Below are 24,268 nucleotides of genomic sequence, written 5' to 3'. Positions count from 1 at the left end.
AATGAAATCAGACTAGCTAGAGTACACATCATAGCCAAGGGTGATAATATTAGCAGCAACTATAGTGTTAGGGTGAATTCAGTGCGATTTTCGTTGTTATTAATTTTGATGTGTTGGAGTTTTTTCGCTTCAGCACAAACAAAAGATGTGTTGGTTATTCACTCTTACCATCAAGGATTTTTTTGGACAGACAGTTTCCAAAAAGGGTTGGCAGAAGAGCTGGATCGAACCCGCTTGTCTTATCGAGTCGTATATCTCGATAGTAAACGCACACAAAATGCTGAATATTTGGAGCGCGTGTATCAACTCTATAGAACTAAATTGATGCACGAAGACTTTGCAGCCGTTGTCGTGAGTGACAACAACGCTTTAAATCTAATGAAGCGATTGGCTCCGCAATTAAAGGGTACGCCAGTGATTTTTGGGGGAATTAACAACTTTTCACCAAACATTATTGAAGGATTGAATGCGACAGGCGTAACCGAAGACACCGATATGGCGAGCAACATCGAACTGATTAAGCGCCTTCAAACGTCGGTAAAAAGAATTCATGTGGTAACCGATCACTCGGTCACTGGCGAGGCTGTTCGTAACCAGATTGATATCTTTCTTGAAAACAACCCTGAGATGTCAGGTGTTGTGAAGCATTACACGCCAGACACTTACCAAGAATTGATAGCATTTACTCAAAAGGCAAAGCCGGGTAATGGCTTGTTATTCTGGGTTTATTTTAGAGACATCAACGGTCGTGTGACTAGCAATGAAGATTGGCGTGAATTAAATAAAAAAAGCCAAATACCTATCTATATGGTTAACGATTTAGGCTTGGGGCATGGCGCTATTGGCGGTGTGATTCAAGGAGGAAAGATTCAAGGTCGAGAGGCTGGAAGCATACTTTTAGAAGTACTTGATAACCCATCAGCTCCATTGCGCGCCGTGGTTCCCGGCGCTGCTGAAATTAAACTCGACTATCAACAAATCTCTCGCTGGAACCTAGGCGCAGAGAATGAAGCATCGGTGACTTTCTTAAACAAACCCAAGCCATTTTGGGTTCGTTATCACGATGAAATTCGTACGATCGGCCTACTTTTCTTAAGCATGTTATGTGTGATCGTCACCTTGATGTACTACCTTAATCGCCTTCAAAAAAGTGAACGTACAAGCCGTCAGAGCCAACTACTTCTTGAGTCGATATTCGATCAAAGTCTGCAATTTATGGGAATTATCGATAAGGGCGGAGTGTTACTGTCGAGCAACAGCAAGTTGCATGAACTTTTGTATAACCAAGGCTATAAATTGGGAACACCTCTTCAACATCACCAACACTGGGAAGACTCGGCTAGGCAGGTGTTGAAGGAGTATTTCATCTCTCGAGAGGAACATCAGGTTTTACGATTTGAAGCGGAAGTGTGGTGTCGTGATCGCGGGGCAATGGTGTTGGATGTTTCATTAAAGCCAATGCCGGGCAGTGAAGGGGATGATAATCAATTCTTGTTTGAAGCGCGTGATGTCACCTCACGTAAACTCGCGGAAAACAAACTGTTCCAACGTGAAGCCAATCTAAAGCTGTATTACGACAAACAACCAGTAATGATGATAACGCTCGATGGCAATAACCGTATTCAACAAGTGAACCAGTTCGCTGAAGAACTACTGGGGTACCCACTTGATCAGCTATTGGGACATCGACCACGAGAGTTTTATGTCGATGAAAACGCGATGATCCCACGTCATATCTTACTGCAACCACAGCATAAAATTCGAGGCGTGTGGCGTCGTGATATCGAATATCGTCATGCCGATGGCAGCACCATCTGGATTCGTGAAAATATCCGTCCGCTGGTGGAATCGGATCAACTGTTGATTGTTGGTGAGGACATCACCGAAACCCACGAGCTTTCTGAAAAGTTAGAGTATCAAGCGCGTTACGATTTATTGACTGATACCTTCAACCGCAACCACTTTGAACAAGAGCTGCAAAAGGCGCTGAAAGAAGTTGAAAGCCACATGCGAACTCATGCGATGTTGTTCTTAGATTTAGACCAACTGAAGGTGTTGAACGATACTGCGGGGCATGAAGCGGGAGATGCTGCAATCATGTTTAGTGCCAAGCTGCTGGAAGAGGTATTGCCATACAATGCCGTGTTAGCGCGTATGGGGGGCGATGAGTTTGCAGTATTAATGAAAGATTGCACTGAGCGAGATGCGGTGAATGTGTGTCGCAGTATTATTTCGACGATGAGCGAGAACCCATTCTTGTGGGGTGATATTCGCCTTAATCTTACCAGCTCTATTGGTATCCGATTGATTGACCATACTGCGGCCTCACCACAGATGGTACACGCTCAGGCCGATGCTGCTTGTCATGCTGCTAAAGAGGAAGGGCGTAATCGCTATAACCTTTATCATCTAGATGACGAAGATCTCCGTCGCCGTCATTTGGAAATGGAGTGCGTTAGCCTTGTACATGAAGCCTTGGCTAATGATCGCTTAGAACTGTTTGCACAACGTATCCTTGGTTTAGATAAAGACAGCGAGAAAATGCACTTCGAAATCTTGGTGCGGATCAAAAACATCAAGGGTGAATATATTTCTCCGGGGATTTTCATGCCAGCCTCAGAGCGCTATAACATAGCGCACTTGATTGACCGCCGAGTCGTGAGCCAAACGCTCGCTTGGTTGGAACATCGACCAAAGGTGATAGATGAACTTGGAATGTGCTCTATCAATTTGTCTGGTCATTCGATGGGTAATCGAGAATTTGTCGAATTCTTGATTGAGAGCTTGAGAGACTCGTCGATACCGTGCCATAAAATCTGTTTAGAGATCACCGAAACGGCTGCGATGAGTAACATGAAGCAGGCGATCAAGTTCTTTACTCGAATCAAAGAGCTTGGCTGTATGATTGCACTGGATGACTTTGGCTCTGGATTATCTTCGTTTGGTTACTTAAAGAAACTGCCGGTCGACATCGTGAAGATCGATGGCTTGTTTGTGCGTGATATTGCTGTCAACGAGATGGACCATGTGATGGTTCGCTCGATCAATGATTTAGCTAAGCAGATGGGCAAACACACAGTGGCTGAGTTTGTTGAAAATACCCAGATAATCGACAAGCTGATCGAACTTGGTGTGAACTACGCACAGGGTTACATCATAGGCCGACCTAAACCACTTGCTGAACTTGTTGAAGAGTTACAAAAAGAGCGAACATTAGAGTACTTGGATTAATTGAACCAAGCTGCACGATGAGTATTCTTTAGCACTAGCAGTGCTAATCGTTTGCAGTGCTAATAGCTTTCAGATCTACTAATAGTTTGCACCGCTAATATGTATTGTTGAGGCAATCAGGTAAACTGGTTGCCTCTTTTGTTTTGAATACTACTGTCTGTTGGAGACGACCTTGCAACTACAACTGATTTGCGAAGATGCTACCCAAATCGATCATCTAAATGACTTAGCGACCCGCTGGAATTTATCTCATGATGAAAACAGCGATTTCGCTTTGGTATTGACTAGCGAGCGACTTGAGCTACGTAAAGTCGATGAACCGAAGCTTGGCGCTATCTTTGTTGATTTAGTCGGAGGGGCAGTTGGTCACAGACGTAAGTTCGGTGGTGGTAAAGGTCAGGCAATTGCTAAGGCAGCAGGTCTAAACAAAGGCGCAACACCAACTATCCTCGATGGCACCGCTGGTTTAGGACGTGATGCGTTTGTACTGGCTTCGTTGGGCTGTAAAGTACAGATGGTCGAGCGTCACCCTGTTGTGGCAGCACTGCTTGATGATGGCTTGCAGCGAGCTCAACAAGACCCTGACATTGGTGGTTGGGTAACTGAACGTATGAAGTTGATTCACGCTTCAAGTCACGATGCGCTAGATAAACTCAGCAACGATCCAAATTTCGAACAGCCTGATGTGGTGTACCTAGACCCAATGTACCCACATCCTGAGAATAAGAAGAAATCGGCGTTGGTTAAGAAAGAGATGCGTGTATTCCAATCATTGGTGGGTGCCGATATGGATGCAGATGCTCTATTGCAACCCGCCCTTAAGCTCGCATCAAAACGAGTCGTGGTGAAAAGACCGGATTACGCAGCTTGGTTAGGTGAGCAAAAACCGAGCATGGCGATAGAAACCAAAAAGAACCGTTTTGATGTGTATGTGAAAGCATCAATGACTTAGTGAAAGCATCAATGACTTAGTGAAAGCATCAATAACTTAGCAACACGTTAAGAAAGTTTCCCGTCATAAATACGATAAATTACTATTTAACACTTGCGATAGCCGCGTTACGGATGTATATCTAACTAAGAATCATTATTATTCTTAGCTGGAGTTGTAGCATGGCTAAACGCTTTTGTAAGTTAAACCGTCGAGATATTACCGAACACCTAGGAGAGATCCACAGCTTGGTTACCCAACCTAAGTTTGTGTGTCGTTCTTGTGCACGTTCATCGGCGGACGAAGCAAACCTATGCAAACCAACCGCAATTCCCCCTCTTGGTTGCCAGAATAAGCCTGACGAAGAAAAAGTCGCGTGTGGACTGTTGGCTGAAACATTGCCAGCGCCAGAGTTATCGCTTGCGGAAATCAACGAGACCCTTGAACCTACTGTGAAAATGTTCGATCCAGCCGTTGTTGAGATTGAAGATAAAGCATCTATTACGGATAAAGCATCACAGAAAAAAGCCAAGCTGAAAAAGCTGATGGCCAAGGCGAGTGGTGATGATAAATCGGAGCTTAAACAAGCGAAGAAAGCGGCGAAGAAACAAGAGAAGTACAACAAAAAGCTCGCGAAGATGATTAAGAAGCAGCAAAAGCTGTTTAAGAAAAGCCAAAAACTGGAAAGTGACCTTGAACGCATCAACCTACAACTTGATGACGTTGCCTTCACTGAAAGCAAGACTCAGGTAGTGAGCCACAATCACATCCACTGAAGTTAATTCGAAGAGCTTATTGCTAAACAGATGATTTAAAAAGAGCGACCTACAGTCGCTCTTTTGCTTTTTTGGTCTTAGTTTAAATAAACATCTTGCGAGTCAAACAAATCTTGTTAGCTAAATACAGCTTGTTAGTTAACTAAAGATTGTTAGCTTAACGCGCTAGGCATTACTAGCATCTCTCGCAACACGCTTCTTTACCCAAGTCTCATTCACAAGCAGAGACAGTAAGATAACGCCTCCACCAATGGCAAGGCGAACCAAATCGACATCTCTGTTCCAAATCAGGATATTCACCACAAGGCCAGCTGGAACCAATGCATTGTTCATCACGGCCAGTGCACCAGTATTAACCATGCATGCGCCTTTATTCCACATAAAGTAACCCAGCCCCGAGGCAATTAAGCCAAGGTAGATCAGGATTCCCCATTGAAGTGTGGTTGTTGGCAGTTTCTCAGGGTTGCCCAGTAGCAGGAAAGCAACCGAAGCCACACATAACGCGCCTAAGTAGAAATAGCCAAATACAGTGCGCTGAGGTAGTTCAGCGGACTCCTTCTCCATTACCACCTTATAACCCACCTGACCGATAGCAAAGCACAGGTTCGCGCCTTGAACGACAAGGAAGCCGACTAAAAAGTTGTCGTTGATACCGGCAAACTTAATGAACACCGCGCCTAATACTGCAATAGCGGCTGTCACTAGATACCAAGGTGAGAATTGCCCTTTGAGAAAGTCATAAATAAGAGTGACATAAATTGGGGTAAATACAGTAAACAGAAGGACTTCAGGTACGGAGAGTAGCAAAAAAGATTGATAGTAGAAGCAGTACATCAGCCCAAGCTGAATACCACCAATGGCCATCAATTTTCCGATCAGCTTACGCGAGACACCGCGAAACTTAAGGAAGGGAAGAAACACGATACCAGCAAGGGCAACACGCATCAGAACAGAGAACCAAGAATCAACCTGACCAGCAAGGTAAACGCCGATCAGGCTAAAGGAGAACGCCCATAGGAGGGTAACACCAGCTAAATAGCTCATAGTAAAACTTCGTTAATAAGATATGAGCTGTATGTTACCTAACCTTAAATCATTAGTCTTCTGAATCTCTTAGAGGCACGACCAGCATATCAACGGGTGAAGAGTTGATCAGTTGTCGTGTTGAAGAAAGCAGCTTGCTCCAAAAATCTTGATGGTGACCACAAACCACCAAATCGACATTGAACTCATTGATGGTGTCACATAGCTCATGGCTCAAGTCGCCACTGCCCACCAAAGTGTGAGTTATTGGGTATTGAGCGTAGTCAGCAAAATTTTGCAGCTGAATACGAGAGGCTTCCATCGCATTGTGTTGGGTTTCGGCCATGTTGATATCAATCAGGCCGGTATAAAGCTCTGCGTAGTTAATATCGATATGGATAAAAGAGACTTTGGCTTCCAATGGCTTAGCCAATGCTACCGCTTTATCCACAAGTAATTTGCTGTCATCTGATAAATCGACTGCGACCAAAATATGTTTGTAACTCATATTGCTACCTCTTTTATTCATTGTCTGATTAAAGATTAGCACTATGTGATGCCTTTTTTTGCTGAAGTGATCTCATATCCACCGTCTTGCGTAGTGATAGTCCGAAATATCGGTTAACTAATGGTCAGCGAGATATTCATTAAATAGTGATATAGTAAAGAAAATTGAGGGTGTAATTAGGAGTCTTAAATGCTGTCAAAAACTATGGTTGAGCAACTGAACGATCAAATTAATCTAGAATTTTTCTCATCCAACCTATACTTACAAATGAGTGCTTGGTGTGAAGACAAAGGATTTGAAGGTGCAGCAGAGTTTCTGCGTGTTCATGCAGTAGAAGAAATGGAACATATGCAGCGTCTTTTCACTTACGTTAGTGAAACAGGTGCAATGCCAATTCTTGGTGCGATTGAAGCGCCAAAACATGAATTTGAAAGCCTTGGCGCAGTGTTTCGTGAAACCTATGAACATGAGCAAATGATCACTGAAAAGATCAACAAACTGGCTCACGTTGCTTTCACATCACAAGACTACTCAACCTTCAACTTCCTGCAATGGTACGTTGCAGAGCAACACGAAGAAGAGAAGTTGTTTAAAGGTGTATTGGATAAGCTAGAGCTCGTTGGTGAAGACGGTAAGGCACTGTTCTTTATTGATAAAGACCTAGCGCAATTGGCAAAAGATGGTTCATCTTCAATTATGGAAGCTCCTGCAGTTTAGGCTGTAAGAAAAAGACACTGATTATCTTTTTCTCTTGAGTATTCCCTTGAAGATGTAGGGAGGAAAGGATGATCAGCGGCGACACTATTCTATTTGCACTAATGGTTGTGACATGTTTGAACTGGGCGCGATATCTTACTGCGCTGAGAACACTTATTTATATCATGCGAGAAGCTCACCCTCTGCTTTATCAACAAGTGGATGGCGGTGGTTTTTTCACAACCCATGGCAATATGACCAAACAAGTTCGCTTGTTTAGTTACATAAAAAGTAAAGAGTATCACCATCATCATGATGCCGTGTTTACGACAAAATGTGATCGAGTGAGACAGTTGTTTATATTGTCTGTCTCTCTACTTGGTGTAACGCTACTGTCTTCATTCATCGTTTAAATTTTAAGATGATTTGAGTGATTAATTCGAACTCGATTCGCTGAATCAGTCGCCCGCTTTATGTTGTGGATGCTGACAGAAATTTGCACGAATGAACATCAATTGCAAAGTTGAAAATTGCCGTTAGAATAGCGAGCAATTAGTAAGGATGTGCTGTTATGCACATCCTTTTTTATTGGTGGCGTTATGAGCACAAGGTGTGCTTCGTGATGCAAAAGTGAAGAAAGCAGAACCACAATGAGTGAAAAATTTGACGTAATCGTAATTGGCGCAGGTGCAGCTGGCTTGATGTGTGCAGCAGAAGCAGGCAAACGCGGCCGACGAGTACTCGTCGTAGATCATGCAAAAAAACCGGGAAGAAAAATCCTTATTGCTGGTGGCGGTCGCTGTAACTTTACTAATTATGATGTCAGTGCTAATCACTTCCTGTGTAATAACAGCCACTTTGTGAAATCGGCACTTTCTCAATACACCAATTGGGATTTTATCTCGATGGTAAGTAAGCACGGTATTGAATTTGAAGAACGCGATCACGGACAACTGTTCTGTGTGAATGATCATAACTCAAAAGATATCGTCACCATGCTGCTAGCAGAATGTAAGCAAGCAAAGGTTGAAGAACGTTACCGTTGTGATGTTCATTCGATTGAGAAAACAGACGCTGGTTTCAAGATGCACCTCAATACCGATGAAGTTGAGTGTGATTCATTGGTTATCGCAACCGGTGGCCTTTCAATGCCAAAACTGGGTGCGACCCCATTTGGCTATAAAGTAGCTGAGCAGTTTGGTTTGTCGGTTGTTCCAACAACCGCTGGTTTGGTGCCGTTTACTCTGCATAAAGAAGACAAAGAAGCCTTTGCTGAGCTTTCCGGAATCGCGATTCCTGCCGAGATCACTGCGCAAGACGGCACTTTATTCAAAGAAGCGCTACTGTTTACTCACCGCGGCCTGTCTGGCCCTTCGGTACTGCAAATCTCTTCATTCTGGAAAGCAGGTCAATCTGTTTCTATCAATTTAGTTCCTGAAGTGGACGTTGCTGAGCTACTTGAAAACTCTCGCGAGAAACACCCAAATCAGAGCTTGAAAAATACATTAGCGAAAGCATTACCAAAGCGTTTCGTTGAGGTGTTGATAGACCGCAAAGAGCTTGAAGACAAACCGCTCAAGCAGTTCAACGAAAAGCAGTTGAATGACATTGTAGAACATCTAGAGAACTGGAAAATCGCGCCAAACGGCACCGAAGGTTATCGAACGGCCGAAGTGACTCTAGGCGGTGTAGACACCAATCACCTATCTTCGAAAACGATGGAGTGTAAGACGGTCTCTGGCCTTTACTTCATCGGTGAAGTAATGGATGTAACCGGTTGGTTAGGCGGCTATAACTTCCAATGGTGTTGGAGCTCAGGCTTTGCAGCAGGCCAGTGGGTTTAAGAGTGTGTAGCGACAATAAAGATTGCCCGTAGCCGTGAAAGTTTGCCCGTAAGAGCAAATTCAGACAATAAAGTTTGCCCGTAGTGCATAACCCATTGTTTTAACGAACGTAATTTAACGGTTTGATGAAGTCATTGCTGTGCATAGATCCCATAAAACCACCTTCTTATGGGCTAACTATATTGTCTTTCGCAAGTTTTAAACGGGCAGAGTTTATTGTTCCTGCACAAAGAGCTGTGTGGAGATAAGAAAATTTGTCTCTTAGCTGTGATTGTCACTATCCATACTTCGAAAGTAATTATTTTTCATTCTGACATTTAGTTTCTTTTGTGACTAAATTTTAAGTCTCAAGCAAAAATGCAATTTGTAACCGTCTTTATCAGGCTTTGAGTTGTCAGAGCCTAGTTTGGGAAAGATATGTTATCCAAGGTTAATTTAACTGTGGAATCTAAATTCGCAATAGCTTCAAATCTAACTCTTAATTATTAATGTGTCTCACTCCTCCTGAGGCACTGATCGCATGGTTCAATCATCAGTATCAGTAAAGTCCAAATCCTTAATCACTTATTACTCTAGGTTGGAACAGAGCGGTTTTGACGATTCCGGTTTGAGACGATTCTTCTAAAACAATGTCTACAGGGTGTATTGATAACCTGACCTTATGACATCCCTCATTTCAGTCAGACTGCGTAATGGCAAAATATCCTAGTTGCATCGAAGTGTTGATACGGTGTTTTGTTTTGCAATTTTTATGAGAGGCCACACACATTGTCGCATCCCATGACGTTGAACTGACTCTATCGCTTTGTATGAATTTTATATTGTGAGCCTTCTGATTGATATTTCGTAATCGATAACGTTGTACAAAGAAAATACTTAAGGTGGTGTCAGTCTTATGGATGTGAGTTATCGACAACTTAAAGCGTTTATTACTCTTGCTGAGGCTAAAAGCTTTACTGTTGCGGCTGAACAGATACACATTACGCAATCTGCATTGAGCCAAATGATGCAAAAGCTTGCGGTACAAACTGCCTCAGAACTTATTGAGAAAAGAGGCCGAAAAATATTACTAACTGAAACTGGTCGTACGTTCTATCAAGAAGCTTTGTTCATTGTTAACCGTTTAGATAAGTGGGAGTTGGATAATAAAGCTCGTCAACAAGGCTACCATCGAACGCTAGTTATTTCGTCTTTGTACTCAATGTGTTCTTCTCTGGTCCCGAAGACCATCAGTGAGCTGAAAAAAAAACATCCATCTTTTTCATTTCGGTTGATAGAGGAGCGGGTTAATGACATTCATAACTCAGTACTAGAAGGACGTGCTGATATAGGTATTGGTACTCCCCCTAATAACTCAGAACTGAATTTTGAATTACTATTCCGTGATCACTTGTGCTTTACCTGTAATACGGCCCATCACTTGAGTGCGGAGAGTGAAGTTAACTGGAAGCAGGCTCATCAGTACGCATCTATTGGTATCAGTCCAGGGAACAGTTTAAGGACACTTGCTGATCAAGCATTTATGCGAGCAGGTCTTACCTATGATCCTGAAATTAGTGCGTCACACACTTCAACATTGCTTGGTATGATCGATAGTGGTTTAGGTTCTGCCATTTTATCTTCAACCATCGCCTCATTACATGCTCATGAGAACTTAAGATTTATCCCAATAGTAAAACCAATTCAATATCGCTCAATTGGGTTAATTACGAGAAAAGAAACTCACCGACAGATCATCGATGAGTTTAATTTAATGCTCAGAAAGCAAGTTAGTCTCAAACTGTAGTTTACGAAATCTACATAGGTCCAACAGGTAGGCCTAACATGGTGTAGGTCAAGAATACAGCTCCCCAGATTGTAAATAGAAAGAATGCATACGGGACCATCATTGCTAGGAATGTACCGAATTTTACGTTGGGGTTATATTTGGCTATCAGTGCTAATACCATCGGCACGTAAGGATTTGTCGGAGATATAATATTGGTTGTTGAGTCTGCGATTCTGTAAGCCATCTGAGTATATTCAGGTGATATATCCAGCAGCATGAATAGTGGAATAAATACTGGAGCCATGATTGCCCATTGAGCCGAACCACTGAAAACAATCAGATTCATGAACCCTGCAAGCACCATAAACATGGCTAACATTAATAGTTTTGGTACTTCAACTTGAGCAAGCATTTCAGCGCCATTTACAGCGAAAAATATAGCTAAATTAGACCAATTAAACCAAGCAATAAATTGGGCAATAACAAAAACTAAGACGATGTAACCACCAATACCATGCAATGACTTCGCCATCAGATCGGGCACATCACTCGCTTTCTTTATCTCTCCTGCTTTTACACCGTAAACCACGGCATTCATAATGAAAAACGCCATAATTATTGGGATTATTCCAGTAAGGAAGGGGGACGGAACTAAGCCGCCATCGGCGTTTTTCAATGGTGAGTCACTTGGAAGAAGCAATGCTATCATTCCAAGAATAAAAATAATTGATGCGTACCCAGACCATTTTAAAGCTTTTTTCTGAATGTCGGTGACAAAATACGTTTCTGTATTTTTAGCGCTAAGTGGAGATTCTTCGGCAGAACGTTTTGTTTGTTTATCAAATCGCGGTTCTATGTATTTGTCGGTAATGAGTGTTCCAAGTATGACCAAGAGAGGTACTGAAAGGATCATGAAGTACCAGTTAGCAGCGGGGCTAACCTCTACTGGTTCAACAATGCGGGCAGCTTCTGTTGAAATACCTGAGAGTAAAACATCCGTTCCTGCGATAAATACGTTGGCAGTAAAGCCTGCGGCCACAGCCACAAAGCCTGCAGCAATTCCTACTACAGGGTTTCGATTAGTTGCAGAGAAAATGATGCCAGCTAAAGGAGGCACTAAGATAAACGCCGCATCAGATGCTAAGTTACCGATGATCCCGGTTAGAAATATTGAGGCAGTTACGAAGTTTTTGGGTGCGTTTAAAAGCGATTGCTTAATAGCAGAATCGGCTAACCCTACTTCTTGAACAAGCCCTACTGCGAGCATCATACAAAGTACCAAACCCAGAGGTTTAAACGCGATAAAATTTGATACAGCTGAATTTAGAATGTAAACAAACCCTTCACCACTGAGTAGGTTCTTTACTTTGATTTCATCTCCGCTCAAAGGGTGAGTTATATTCCCTCCAAAAGTAGACACTATCCAAGACAAGAATATGACCGCTAAGCATAAAGTAATAAACATATAGAATGGATGAGGAATTCGGTCCCCAAACTTCTCAATACGATCAATTATGCTGACGTTCTGAGGGAGTTGTTTTTGCTCTAGTAAACCTGACATGTCACACTCCTGTGATTATTTAGGGTCATCGTGACCCCTGTGCTAATTTTTTATGAGCTAGTTTTGTTGAAGTAGCGAGATGAAGTATGCGGCTCCGGTCGGCAACACTCGATCATTGAAATCGTAGTTCTTGTGGTGCAATCCTATCGTCTCTCCATTGATGGTTAATCCGTTGCCGATGAATCCATAGCATCCCGGTACTTGTTCTAGAAAAAAAGAAAAGTCTTCACTGGCTAATAGAGCCTCACATGTTGCGTTAACCTGATCATTACCAACGACTGAAGAGGCGGCTTTCACTGCTATCTCGACTTCGGGGAAGCTGTTTACGGTAGGTGGATGAGATATTGGACCTAAGGAGAATTGTGCAGTCATGTCGAAAGCCATGGCAGTGTGAGACACCAGAGTATTAAGTTGAGTAACCAAGCGGTCTCGCACACTTTGGGAGAGAGTTCTGAAGGTGCCACTCATTTGAGCGGTATCAGTGATGGCGTTAGTTGTCTCACCGCAATGTAGCTGTGTGACTGAAACAACAAGCGGTTCAAAGGGGCTATAAGTTCGACTGACTAAGCCTTGTATACCTTGATAGATATGGGTCGCAACTAATAATGGATCTTGGGTATTTTGTGGTAGGCCCGCATGCCCACTTTTGCCATTAATCTGAATAAAGAGCCGATCGGAACTTGCCATTATCGGTCCTTCTTTGAATGCAAAATGCCCTTCTGGTATGCCTGGCATGTTATGAAGAGCGTAACATGCATCTAATGGATAGCACTCAAGTAAGCCATCCTGAAGCATTTTTTGTGCGCCACCGACACCTTCTTCAGCGGGTTGAAAAATGAGTACGGCTTTACCATTAAATTGGCGATTTTTTGCGAGGTATTTTGCTGCGTATAGCAGCATCGTGGTATGTCCATCATGCCCACATGCGTGCATTTTTCCGGCCTGACAAGAACGGTGAGAAAAGTTGTTTTCTTCGTGGATCGGTAATGCGTCCAGATCGGCTCTTAAGCCTAAAGTTTTTCCGTCACCGAGCTCCCCTTGGATAACCGCAACAACGCCTGTTCCTCCAAAACGAGAGTCTATTTGTTCAACGCCATATTCCTTGAGCTTGGCTATTACCATACTTTGTGTGTTGTACTCTTCAAAACCAAGCTCTGGGTGTTGATGAATATTTCGTCTAATTTCTACCATTTCTGGTAGCCACTTTTCTAGCTCTTGTAATAGGGACACGACATTTCCTTAAGTAACATTTTCATAACATCTAATCATGAAGGTGTCGTATTACCTAGTTGGATGCGTAATAGTCTTATTAGTAAAACTTATAACAATCCATATCGAACGTTCTAATTTGGTGTTTTTTAATTACTGGAGAGGTAGGTTCTATTCGCTTAACATGACGAAAGCGACTTCAGTAAAATATTGAGGTAACTAACATGGATTTAGAAGTAGATGCTTCATAATTAGTACAAAAATGGCGAGTCATAGGACTCGCCATTTTTGTTTTTAAAGGTTGCTATCGTTGATTATTTTGGAGGTCGCGTATTGCGAGAATTTTAGTTTCGCTGGCTATCAGCTATCAGCTATCAACTGTCAGGGTTGAGGTTGTTTTTCTTCTTTCCCCATTTTATCTGTTGAATTACCAAACCCGCAATGATCAGCATTAAACCAAATAGTGTCGCAGGGTGGATTTCCTCGCCAATAATGGTCGAAAGTAGCATCAATGAGATAAATGGTGAGGCAAAAATTAGATTGCTGATACGCGCTGTGTTGTTGGTCAGTTTTAGCGCTGAGAGCCACAAGACAAAGGTAATACCCATCTCGAATAGACCAACGTAAGTCACGGCCATCCAACCTTTCGCTGTGATTTGGCTAAAGCTTTCGTCTTCGTAAAGGGTTAAACCAATCGCGAATGGTAGTGCCACTAAGAAACCAAGCAATACACCCACCACAGGGTCAGCTTTATTTTTGGTATTGAGAATCCAGTATCCCGCCCAAAGCAGCGTTGAAAGCAGAGCCAGTGCCACACCCAATGGACTATCGAATTGCATTCCCAGTACATCACCTTTGGTGGCAATGACCACCACGCCCGCATAGCTGAAGGTACAAGCAACCCAATCTTGTTTGCGAATTTTTTGCCCCAGAAAAACCGCCGCCATTAAGGTTAGGGTGATTGCCCAACTGTAGTTAATGGCTTGAGCCTGAGAAGCGGGCAGTAAATCGTATGCTTTGAAGAGAATCAGGTAGTAAGCCAATGGGTTGACTAAACCAAGCAATAAGTAATACCAAGGGTTTGAAAGAAACGTAGTACTCAACTGAGAAAGCTTGCCTTGAAAGGCACAGATGGCAATCAATGCGATAGAAGACACAATGCTAGCGATGGTCAGCATTTGGATCGGTGAAAACTCAGCAAGGGTCAGCTTAAAAGCAGTAGCAACTGTTGACCACAGTAATACTGCGGAAAGGCCAAAGCCCAAGGCACGACGTTCGTTCATAGCAACTCATTCTAATGTGATGGGGCAGAATACGGAGCGCCTAGTCTATCTGTCGAATTTTAATACGGCAAACTGGACATTTATCCAGTATCAAAATACCATTTAATGAGTTATTTCCAATTAGGCTAAATCATTATCATGCAATGGATTATCGAACACCAAGCAACGCTTATTGCTGCAATTTCTGGCGCGCTCGTCAGCGGTGGCGTTGTGGGTTGGTGGGTTAAACAGAAGCTCTCTTTTCAGCAGCGATTGCTGGAGCAGCAACTTAAGTCCGATCGTTTGTTGCATGAGTCTCAACAGGCGCAGCTCAAGTCATCGCTCGCAGAGGCACAACAAGAGCTCAATGAGCTTGACGATGATCGAGACAAAGCAGCATTCGAGCTCAAGCAAGCGCATGGCAAGGTGATGGCCGCGATGGAAAAGCTTCGCTACTTTGAGGCGGTCAAGCAAGAGCGCCAACAGTACGCTGATGATATCAATGTTCTTAAGGAACATAAGTCTGAGTTAGAGGCTGAACTCCGAGAACAAGAAGCAAGACACGATCAAGAAAACCTCGCCAACAATGAAAAGCTGCAATTGTTAGAACAAGCGGAATTTCGATTGAAGCAACAGTTTGAACTGTTAGCAAATCAACTATTTGAGAGCAAAACTGCCAAGGTTGACCAGCAGAACAAACAGAGCTTGGAAGGTTTGTTGTCTCCGCTGAAAGAGCAATTAGAGGGCTTCAAGAAGCAAGTAAATGACAGCTTTAGCCAAGAAGCCAAAGAGCGTCATACCTTGGTGCATGAGCTTAAAAACCTGCAGCGTCTTAATGAGAGTATGACTCGTGAAGCTGTGAATCTGACTCAAGCTCTAAAGGGTGATAACAAGCAGCAAGGTAATTGGGGAGAGGTAGTACTTGCGCGAGTGCTCGCTGAATCAGGGCTGCGAGAAGGCCATGAATACCAAACTCAAGTGAACCTGCAAAACGATGCAGGCAAGCGTTACCAACCGGATGTGATTGTGCATTTGCCACAAGACAAGCAAGTGGTGGTGGATTCAAAAATGGCCTTGGTGGCGTTTGAGCGTTACTTCAATGCTGAAACTGATCAACAACGTGATGTTGCATTACGTGATCATTTGGCTTCATTGCGAGCGCACATTAAAGGCTTGAGCCAGAAGGATTATCATCAGCTCAAAGGCATTCAGAGCCTTGATTATGTGTTGATGTTTATTCCGGTAGAACCTGCGTTTCAGGTAGCGATTCAAGCCGACCCTAGCTTAGTCAAAGATGCGATGGAGCAAAACATTATCTTGGTCAGCCCTACAACCCTGCTGGTGGCACTGCGCACCATTGATAACCTGTGGCGTAATGACCGACAGAACCAGAACGCGCAAGTTATCGCTGAACGCGCGAGCAAGCTTTACGACAAATTACGCCTGTTCGTTGATGATATGGAAGGTCTCGGAAGCTCATTAGATAGAGCCAACCAAAGCTACCAAGGAGCAATGAATAAGCTAGTGACTGGGCGTGGCAATGTGATTCGTCAAGCTGAAAGCTTCAAACACCTTGGTGTTGAAGTGAAAAAGTCGATCTCGATTGGGATAGCTGAAATGGCTCAAAATGAGGCTTTTTCAGAAAATGCCTCCTTAGTAGAAAGACAACCCGCTGAGGATAAAGTAAACTAATCGGCCGCAGCGCCTTTAAATACAGAGTGCGCTGTCGACGAGAACTTACCATGGTAGATAACAGCATTATGGACACAAGCGTGCAGACAAATTCAGCAGTAGAGTCAGAAACCACACACTTTGGTTTCGAAACAGTCGCAAAAGACGAAAAAGTCGCGAAAGTAGCAGAGGTATTTCACTCTGTAGCCGCTAAATACGACATCATGAATGATCTAATGTCGGGTGGTGTTCACCGCTTGTGGAAGCGATTCACGATTGATTGCAGTGGCGTTCGCCCTGGTCAACGTATCCTAGACCTTGGTGGTGGTACTGGCGACCTTACTGCGAAATTCTCGCGTATCGTTGGCGAAAAAGGCCACGTGGTTCTTGCTGATATTAACAACTCAATGCTGAATGTTGGCCGCGATAAGCTGCGTGATAGCGGTATTGTTGGCAATGTACATTACGTACAAGCGAATGCTGAAGAGTTGCCTTTCCCAGACAACTACTTCGATTGCATTACGATCAGCTTTTGTCTGCGTAACGTAACCGATAAAGACCAAGCACTGCGTTCAATGTATCGCGTACTTAAGCCGGGTGGTCGTCTGTTGGTTCTTGAGTTTTCTAAGCCAGTACTTGAACCACTATCAAAGGTTTACGACGCATACTCTTTCCACCTGTTACCAAAAATGGGTGAGCTGATTGCTAACGATGCAGACAGCTACCGTTACCTTGCAGAATCTATCCGCATGCACCCGAACCAAGAAACTTTGGAAGGCATGATGCAAGAAGCGGGTTTTGAAAATACAAAATACTTCAACCTAACGGGCGGCATTGTTGCGCTGCACCGAGGTTACAAGTTCTAATCGAACTTGGTAGCAGGCTCGTTGAGTGTGCTAGAAAATAAGAATAAAGATAGAACGGATAGGTTAAGGCTTATCCGTTTTCAAAGGTAAGGACAGTCATGCCATTTGATCCATTGGTAACCGCGGTTATTGAAACCTCTTTAAATACTTTAGTGAACGATGATCCAACGTTGGTTCGTCGTTTATCTCGTTTAAAAGGGCAGATCATTCAAGTTAATTTGAAAGAGTTGAATAAAACACTCACCTTCGTTTTCAGCCAGCAGATTGATGTGTTGTCGGAATATGAAGGGCAACCGGATTGTTACCTATCTTTGAACCTATCGGTGCTGCCTGAATTGCGTGAGCAATCGAACATCACTAAGTTGATCAAGCAAGATAAGTTGATTTTAGAAGGTGATATTCAGCTGGCGCAGAAGTTTGCTCAACTAATGACAGACTGCAAGCCTGATTTGGAAGAGTGGTTGTCACGTGTGACTGGCGATGTGGTTGCTCACACCTTGGTACAAGGCGTTAAAAACGTCGGTAGCCTTGTGGCGAAGCAAGCAACTAAGCATCAAAACCATGTTGCTCAGGTTTTGACTGAAGAGTGGAAGATTGCACCGGCTCCGCTAGAAGTGGTGCATTTTTGCGATCAGGTTGATGACATAAAAAGCTCAGTTGCCCGCCTTGAAGCTAAATTGAACGCTCTGTTGGAGAAAGCATGACCCCAACAGAACTGAAACGTCTTTATCATATTATCAAGGTACAGTTAGAGTACGGCCTTGATGAATTGATGCCTGAGCACCGTTTGACTAAAGCCCCATTGTTGGCGAGAAAGTCTCTGTTTTGGCTCAAGAACAAGCATCAAGATAAAGAATTGGGTCAGCGCTTGCGTCTCGCTTTGCAAGAGTTAGGGCCTGTGTGGATCAAGTTTGGTCAAATGATGTCAACGCGTCGTGACCTATTTCCTCCTCATATCGCTGATCAATTGGCTTTATTGCAAGACCAAGTGGCGCCATTTGATGGTCAACTGGCCAAGCAAGACATGGAAAAGGCACTGGGTGGCAGTCTAGATAACTGGTTTACCGACTTTGATATCGAGCCATTGGCTTCTGCTTCTATTGCTCAGGTGCATACTGCAAAGCTAAAGGAGAGCGGCCGCGAGATTGTTCTGAAGGTAATTCGGCCTGATATTCGCCCGGTGATTGATGCAGATCTAAAACTGATGCACCGGATGGCGCGTATAGTCGCTAAGTCTCTTCCTGAAGCACGTCGTTTGAAACCTGTTGAAGTCGTTCATGAGTACGAAAAAACGCTAATCGATGAACTAGACCTGCGCCGTGAGGCGGCAAATGCCATTCAGCTACGACGTAATTTTGAAGGCAGCGAAGAGCTATACGTTCCAGAGGTTATTTCTGATTTAAGCAGTGAAAGCTTGATGGTGTCAGAGCGAATCTACGGTATTCAAGTATCGGATATCGCGACATTGGAAGCTAACGGAACCAACATGAAATTGCTGGCTGAACGTGGCGTGACGGTATTCTTTACCCAAGTATTCCGAGACAGCTTTTTCCATGCGGACATGCACCCAGGCAACGTATTCGTTAACCCTGAAAATCCAGAAAACCCTCAGTGGATTGGCTTAGATTGTGGCATTGTCGGCACGCTAAACAGTGAAGATAAGCGCTACCTAGCAGAGAATTTACTGGCTTTCTTTAATCGAGATTATCGTAAAGTTGCAGAGCTACATGTCGATTCAGGATGGGTGCCACACGACACCAACGTCAATGATTTCGAATTCGCGATTCGCATGGTGTGTGAGCCAATTTTTGCAAAACCACTTGGCGAGATCTCATTTGGCCATGTGTTGCTAAACTTATTTAATACAGCAAGACGTTTCAACATGGAGGTTCAACCTCAGTTGGTACTTCTGCAGAAGACCTTGTTGTATGTCGAAGGCCTAGGCCGTCAGCTGTATCCGCAACTTGATTTGTGGGCAACGGCGAAGCCTTTCCTTGAAACCTGGATGATGAATCAGGTGGGGCCGCAAGCTGTGATCAATGCAGTAAAAGAGCGTGCGCCATTCTGGGCAGAGAAACTGCCAGAGCTGCCAGAGTTACTTTATGACAGCCTTCGCCAGGGTAAAGCGATGAACCAGAGAATGGATCAGCTTTACCAAGGCTACCGAGATACTAAACGCCAACAAGCGACAGGAAAGTTTTTGTTTGGTGTTGGAGCCACTTTAGTCGTATGCTCCGCAATATTAGTTTCAAGCCCTTATGAGCAGCTATCCATGGGCTGTGGCATCGCAGGTGTCACATTTTGGTTGCTTAGTTGGCGAGCTTACCGTCGTTAGACAGTAGACTCTCTTAATATTTTTTTATGTGTAGACAGACCCGAGGACAATGACAATGGGTGGTATCAGTATTTGGCAACTTCTAATCATTGCTGTAATTGTAATTTTGCTATTCGGAACAAAGAAACTGCGCGGCATGGGTGGTGACTTAGGTTCAGCGGTTAAAGGCTTCAAAAAAGCGATGAGCGATGAAGACAAGCCTGCAGATAAGAAAGACGCAGACTTTGAACCAAAGAATATTGAACAGCAGAAGAAAGAAGCTAGCGCTGAAACAACTGCTGAAACAAAGAAAGACAAAGAGCAGGCGTAAATCGTGTTTGATATCGGTTTTTGGGAACTGGTATTAATATCTGTCGTTGGGTTAGTGGTTTTAGGACCTGAGCGTTTGCCCGTTGCGATTCGTAGTGTCTCCAAGTTTGTTGGACAAGCGAAAAGCATGGCAAATAGTGTGAAAGATGAACTTTCTCATGAGCTAAAGGTACAAGAACTTCAAGAAAACCTACGTAAGGCGGAAAAAATGGGTATGGAAGATTTATCTCCAGACCTAAAAGCATCAGTTGATGAACTTAAGCAGGCCGCTGCTCAAGTTCAACGTCCGTATGCCAAGCCTGAGTCTGATAAGCCAAGTGATACTGAACCTAGTGTCACGGAAACTGTTGAATCTGAAACCATTCAGGTCAATAGTGAAGCTTCAGCACCGTCAGATAAGAAAGCCGAATAGTCTCGCTAGGAGGAGTCGCCAGATACTTAAGTAGCTCGATGTTTAAGTAGCTAAATGTTTAAGTACATAGGTATGCACGCGACTCCTTTTCGATCTTCCTGTTTAAGAGGTTTGACATGTCTTCGACTGAGCAGACACAGCCTTTAATTAGCCACCTTCTAGAACTCCGTAATCGCTTACTACGTGCGATTGTTGCGGTTCTGGTTGTGTTTGTTGGGCTAATTTATTTTGCTAATGATATTTATGAATTCGTATCAGCACCTTTGGTAGATCGTCTACCGGAAGGGGCTACGATGATCGCAACGGATGTTGCATCGCCATTTTTCACACCGTTGAAGTTAACTTTAATCGCGTCTATTTTTGTCGCGGTACCGTTTATTTTGTATCAGGTGTGGGCTTTTGTTGCGCCGGGTTTATATAAGCATGAGAAGCGCTTGATCATGCCATTGTTGGCATCAAGCTCACTGCTTTTTTACTGTGGTGTGGCGTTTGCCTACTTCATTGTATTCCCGTTAGTCTTTGGCTTTTTTACTGCCATATCATTGGGTGGAGTAGAATTCGCAACAGACATATCGAGTTACCTTGATTTTGTACTCGCGCTATTCTTTGCTTTTGGTATCGCTTTTGAAGTGCCTGTCGCGATTATCTTACTATGTTGGACTGGCGCGACGACACCGAAACAACTGTCTGAAAAACGTCCATACATCGTTGTTGTCGCTTTCATCATTGGTATGATGCTGACGCCACCCGATATGATCTCGCAAACACTGTTGGCTATTCCAATGTGTATTCTGTTTGAGATTGGTCTGTTCTTTGCGCGTTTCTATGTGCGAAAACCAGATGCTGATGAAGAGGAAGAAGCTGAATCTTAACTCGCGCAGTGCTGCAATAGCATGATCGTTAGAGTGCTTGTGCTTCAGAAAAAATCACATAATAAAAAAGCGGCCTAGGGCCGCTTTTTTATTATGTCTGTTTATCGAATCTTTAACTGATAGCCACAGTTTTGGCATATATAGAGCTCTTTGATACCCAAGATCTTATGCCATAGAGTTCGATGTTGACGTTGTAAGTGTTGTGAGTGATCACACATATCAACTACTCCCATATGCAGGTGGTTGATAGTATACATATCACTTTATTTTAACAAATAAATTTACCCTAAACCATTAAATTTATTTATTGATAAAATTGTTACAGGCCAAATAGGGCTTTGGCATTTGCTGTGGTTATAGTATCGACTTCATCTATTGTAATATTGCGTAATTCAGCAATTCGCTTCGCAACTAACTCAGTGTAAGCAGGTTCATTGCGTTTTCCTCGATTCGGTGCGGGTGCCAAATACGGGCAATCTGTCTCTAGAATGACGTAATTCATATCAAGATGAGGGATTACTTTGTCCATTCCTGAGTTTTTGAACGTAGATACGCCACCTAAACCCAAGTGAAAACCTAGCGCATTGATTGCTTGAGCTTCCTCTAAGCTGCTGCCAAAGCAGTGGAATACGCCGCGTAAGCTTCCATCTTGTTCTTTGCGAAGTAGGGTGAGTGTTTCTTCGATGGAATCTCGCGTGTGGATCACCACTGGTAGATCAAGCTCTTTTGCCCACTGCAGCTGAGTCACAAACGCCATCTCTTGTTCTGCTTTAAAGGTTTTATCCCAGTACAGGTCGATACCTATCTCACCCACGGCGATAAAGTCATGCTTATCGAACCAAGCTCGAATGGTTTTCAGGGTCTGTTCGATATTTGCATCCACATAACAAGGGTGTAAGCCCATCATTGAACGACATACCTCCGGAAATTGAGCTTCCGTCGCGAGCATTGGCTCGATAGATTCTAAATCGATGTTAGGCAGTAGAATCGTATCAATACCTTGAGTAAGCGCGCGTTGCACGACTTGTTCGCGGTCTTCATCGAATTCGCTCGCGTAAATATGGGCGTGGGTGTCGATCATCGTTGTGTCCTGAAAGCAGTCTTTTCTGAGTTGTCATGAGTATACGGCAGTGTGAGGAGAAGGTCATTTTTTGCCATTTATCCCTGTTTTTGAGTGGGTTTTATATTTTACTGTTAGCGTCCTGAGCCATCAGTGATATGCTTTTGCCTGTATTTAGCACTTTCATATCTGAGCATTTTGGTGCTTAGACTAGGCAAGGAGAATCTAGTGTCTGTTTCAATTCAAGGTCAATTTCCAGGTCGTCGTATGCGCCGTATGCGTAAGCACGACTTTAGCCGTCGCCTAATGGCAGAAAATCAATTGTCTGTGGATGATCTCATCTACCCAATGTTTATTCTTATGGGTAAAGAGCGTCGTGAACCTGTAGAGTCAATGCCAGGTGTTGAACGTCTGTCTATCGATCTCATGCTTGAGGAAGCGGATTACCTGTCAAAATTGGGTGTTCCTGCGATTGCTCTGTTTCCGGTAGTGAACCAAGATGCTAAAAGTTTATGCGCGGCTGAAGCTCATAACTCTGAAGGTTTGGTACAACGAGCAGTACGCTTACTCAAGGAACACGTGCCAAATATGGGTGTGATTACTGACGTAGCACTGGACCCGTTCACTACACACGGCCAAGACGGAATCATCGATGAAGATGGTTACGTGATGAATGACGAGACGACTGAAGTCTTGATCAAGCAAGCATTATCACACGCTGAAGCGGGCGCTGATGTCGTTGCACCATCAGATATGATGGATGGTCGTATTGGTAAGATCCGTGAAGCATTAGAAGAAGCTGGCTATATTCATACTCAAATCATGGCGTACTCTGCGAAATACGCATCGTGTTACTACGGCCCATTCCGTGATGCTGTTGGCAGTGCTTCGAACCTAAAAGGTGGTAACAAGAAGAACTACCAGATGGATCCTGCGAACAGTGATGAAGCGATTCACGAAGTAGCAATGGATTTGAATGAAGGTGCAGACATGGTAATGGTGAAACCAGGCATGCCTTACCTTGATATTGTTCGTCGTGTTAAGCACGAGCTGCAAGCTCCAACGTTTGCTTACCAAGTATCTGGCGAGTACGCGATGCACAAAGCAGCGATCCAGAATGGCTGGCTGAAAGAGCGCGAAACCGTAATGGAATCATTATTGTGCTTTAAGCGTGCAGGTGCCGATGGCATTCTTACTTACTTTGCTAAAGATGTTGCCGAGTGGCTTGCAGAAGACAATGCACAAACAGCAGAACACTTAAAAGAAAAGTAATGATTTAGAGTTCAATTCGATGAATCAGTAAAAGGGTTGGCCATTGTGTCAGCCCTTTTGTTTATGAGGAAGAACAAGTATGTCTGTAATCGTGCGTGAAGGCTCATTAGAAGAGGCAGTTTCTGTTGTTGAACAGATTACCGAGTTTGCCAAAAAAGAGAGTGTAGCGTCTTTATCGGAGCGATTAGCAGGTAAAACAAGCCTGATCCTCGTTGCTGAAGAAGCGGGCGTGTTACTTGGTTTTAAGATTGGTTATGAATTGGATGAAAACACATTTTATAGTTGGTTTGGTGGTGTTTCATCATTGGCGAGAAACAAGGGTGTGGCGCAAGCGCAACTTGATGTTCAAGAACTGTGGGTGAAGCAACAGGGCTACCAACAACTGAAAGTGAAATCTCGCAATCAGTTTCCTGCGATGCTGCGTTTGTTATTGAGAAATGGTTACCTAATCGAAAAATTAGAAGAAAAAGAAGACATTAATGACCATAGAATTCACTTTTTGAAGAAAATTTGAGCACGGTAATTATCGAACTAGAAATTAAATGAGATTTATTATCATTTAAGTGTTGACTATTAAATGAGAATCATTATTATTAACTTCGTCTTAGGGAATGAGGAAATGTTCACAAGGATGTTAAGTACTCAAGTATCAACTTGGTTAC

Annotated in this window: 22 protein-coding genes; 16 read left to right on the top strand and 6 right to left on the bottom strand. The window is 43.5% G+C overall.

Annotated features, from left to right (window positions below; translation table 11 throughout):
* Window positions 1-108 precede the first annotated feature (108 nt).
* From AACW75_RS24160 to AACW75_RS24150, 3 genes are all read left to right on the top strand, one after another.
* Window positions 109-3,231 (top strand): EAL domain-containing protein, encoded by a 3,123-nt coding sequence (locus AACW75_RS24160; RefSeq protein WP_145570157.1) that lies wholly within the window; start codon window positions 109-111, stop codon window positions 3,229-3,231.
* Window positions 3,232-3,403: 172 nt separating this feature from the next.
* Window positions 3,404-4,183, top strand: coding sequence for a class I SAM-dependent methyltransferase (locus AACW75_RS24155; RefSeq protein WP_145570062.1), 780 nt, complete (start codon window positions 3,404-3,406; stop codon window positions 4,181-4,183).
* Between the two features lie 161 nt (window positions 4,184-4,344).
* A complete protein-coding gene (locus AACW75_RS24150) occupies window positions 4,345-4,938 on the top strand; it encodes a hypothetical protein (protein ID WP_135455835.1) in 594 nt (197 codons plus the stop codon).
* Window positions 4,939-5,103: 165 nt separating this feature from the next.
* Here the strand turns inward: AACW75_RS24150 and AACW75_RS24145 are convergent, their stop codons facing one another.
* Window positions 5,104-5,982 carry a carboxylate/amino acid/amine transporter gene (locus AACW75_RS24145; protein WP_102497588.1) on the bottom strand — a complete coding sequence of 293 codons (879 nt, stop codon included), beginning with the start codon at window positions 5,980-5,982 and terminating at the stop codon, window positions 5,104-5,106.
* 52 nt (window positions 5,983-6,034) lie between these two features.
* Window positions 6,035-6,469 carry a universal stress protein UspA gene (uspA, locus tag AACW75_RS24140; protein WP_029225116.1) on the bottom strand — a complete coding sequence of 145 codons (435 nt, stop codon included), beginning with the start codon at window positions 6,467-6,469 and terminating at the stop codon, window positions 6,035-6,037.
* A 189-nt stretch (window positions 6,470-6,658) separates the two neighbouring features.
* On the opposite strand from uspA, the gene ftnA reads away from it, so the two are divergent.
* From ftnA to AACW75_RS24120, 4 genes are all read left to right on the top strand, one after another.
* Window positions 6,659-7,186, top strand: coding sequence for a non-heme ferritin (gene ftnA, locus AACW75_RS24135; protein WP_017075506.1), 528 nt, complete (start codon window positions 6,659-6,661; stop codon window positions 7,184-7,186).
* A gap of 68 nt (window positions 7,187-7,254) precedes the next feature.
* On the top strand, window positions 7,255-7,578 hold the full coding sequence (uspB, locus tag AACW75_RS24130) for a universal stress protein UspB (RefSeq protein ID WP_017075505.1): 324 nt from the start codon (window positions 7,255-7,257) through the stop codon (window positions 7,576-7,578).
* A 237-nt stretch (window positions 7,579-7,815) separates the two neighbouring features.
* Window positions 7,816-9,009, top strand: coding sequence for a BaiN/RdsA family NAD(P)/FAD-dependent oxidoreductase (locus AACW75_RS24125; protein WP_017075504.1), 1,194 nt, complete (start codon window positions 7,816-7,818; stop codon window positions 9,007-9,009).
* 895 nt (window positions 9,010-9,904) lie between these two features.
* Entirely contained in the window at window positions 9,905-10,795 is an 891-nt protein-coding gene (locus AACW75_RS24120) for a LysR family transcriptional regulator (protein WP_145570064.1), read from the top strand.
* A 10-nt stretch (window positions 10,796-10,805) separates the two neighbouring features.
* Here the strand turns inward: AACW75_RS24120 and AACW75_RS24115 are convergent, their stop codons facing one another.
* The 3 genes from AACW75_RS24115 to AACW75_RS24105 form a co-directional block, all read right to left on the bottom strand.
* Window positions 10,806-12,338 (bottom strand): AbgT family transporter, encoded by a 1,533-nt coding sequence (locus AACW75_RS24115; RefSeq protein WP_135455828.1) that lies wholly within the window; start codon window positions 12,336-12,338, stop codon window positions 10,806-10,808.
* A gap of 57 nt (window positions 12,339-12,395) precedes the next feature.
* A complete protein-coding gene (locus AACW75_RS24110) occupies window positions 12,396-13,568 on the bottom strand; it encodes an amidohydrolase (RefSeq protein WP_186437181.1) in 1,173 nt (390 codons plus the stop codon).
* Window positions 13,569-13,921: 353 nt separating this feature from the next.
* A complete protein-coding gene (locus tag AACW75_RS24105; protein ID WP_145570065.1) occupies window positions 13,922-14,830 on the bottom strand; it encodes a DMT family transporter in 909 nt (302 codons plus the stop codon).
* A gap of 138 nt (window positions 14,831-14,968) precedes the next feature.
* On the opposite strand from AACW75_RS24105, the gene rmuC reads away from it, so the two are divergent.
* From rmuC to tatC, 7 genes are all read left to right on the top strand, one after another.
* Window positions 14,969-16,501, top strand: a complete 1,533-nt coding sequence (gene rmuC, locus AACW75_RS24100; protein WP_145570066.1) for a DNA recombination protein RmuC — start codon at window positions 14,969-14,971, stop codon at window positions 16,499-16,501.
* 65 nt (window positions 16,502-16,566) lie between these two features.
* Window positions 16,567-17,346: a bifunctional demethylmenaquinone methyltransferase/2-methoxy-6-polyprenyl-1,4-benzoquinol methylase UbiE gene (gene ubiE / locus AACW75_RS24095; RefSeq protein ID WP_026012235.1), complete on the top strand. Its 780-nt coding sequence runs from the start codon at window positions 16,567-16,569 to the stop codon at window positions 17,344-17,346.
* A 98-nt stretch (window positions 17,347-17,444) separates the two neighbouring features.
* Window positions 17,445-18,050, top strand: a complete 606-nt coding sequence (locus AACW75_RS24090; protein WP_017075501.1) for a ubiquinone biosynthesis accessory factor UbiJ — start codon at window positions 17,445-17,447, stop codon at window positions 18,048-18,050.
* Window positions 18,047-19,681 (top strand): ubiquinone biosynthesis regulatory protein kinase UbiB, encoded by a 1,635-nt coding sequence (gene ubiB / locus AACW75_RS24085; protein ID WP_145570067.1) that lies wholly within the window; start codon window positions 18,047-18,049, stop codon window positions 19,679-19,681. Before AACW75_RS24090 ends, ubiB begins: the two co-directional genes overlap by 4 nt.
* 55 nt (window positions 19,682-19,736) lie before the next feature.
* The gene (gene tatA / locus AACW75_RS24080) at window positions 19,737-19,991 is read left to right on the top strand and encodes a Sec-independent protein translocase subunit TatA (RefSeq protein WP_004735565.1); all 255 of its coding nucleotides are present in this window, start codon (window positions 19,737-19,739) and stop codon (window positions 19,989-19,991) included.
* Between the two features lie 3 nt (window positions 19,992-19,994).
* A complete protein-coding gene (tatB, locus tag AACW75_RS24075; RefSeq protein ID WP_017075499.1) occupies window positions 19,995-20,402 on the top strand; it encodes a Sec-independent protein translocase protein TatB in 408 nt (135 codons plus the stop codon).
* Between the two features lie 116 nt (window positions 20,403-20,518).
* Complete coding sequence (tatC, locus tag AACW75_RS24070; RefSeq protein WP_017075498.1) at window positions 20,519-21,274, top strand: twin-arginine translocase subunit TatC; 756 nt, start codon at window positions 20,519-20,521, stop codon at window positions 21,272-21,274.
* Window positions 21,275-21,593: 319 nt separating this feature from the next.
* Here the strand turns inward: tatC and AACW75_RS24065 are convergent, their stop codons facing one another.
* Window positions 21,594-22,355, bottom strand: coding sequence for a TatD family hydrolase (locus AACW75_RS24065; RefSeq protein ID WP_135455823.1), 762 nt, complete (start codon window positions 22,353-22,355; stop codon window positions 21,594-21,596).
* Window positions 22,356-22,562: 207 nt separating this feature from the next.
* On the opposite strand from AACW75_RS24065, the gene hemB reads away from it, so the two are divergent.
* The gene (hemB, locus tag AACW75_RS24060) at window positions 22,563-23,606 is read left to right on the top strand and encodes a porphobilinogen synthase (RefSeq protein ID WP_017075496.1); all 1,044 of its coding nucleotides are present in this window, start codon (window positions 22,563-22,565) and stop codon (window positions 23,604-23,606) included.
* Window positions 23,607-23,685: 79 nt separating this feature from the next.
* Complete coding sequence (locus AACW75_RS24055; protein ID WP_017075495.1) at window positions 23,686-24,120, top strand: acetyltransferase; 435 nt, start codon at window positions 23,686-23,688, stop codon at window positions 24,118-24,120.
* Window positions 24,121-24,268 lie beyond the last annotated feature (148 nt).

This window comes from Vibrio sp. L3-7 (assembly GCF_963898195.1).
GTDB lineage: Bacteria > Pseudomonadota > Gammaproteobacteria > Enterobacterales > Vibrionaceae > Vibrio > Vibrio echinoideorum.
This window is presented reverse-complemented; position numbering and strand designations above follow the sequence as displayed.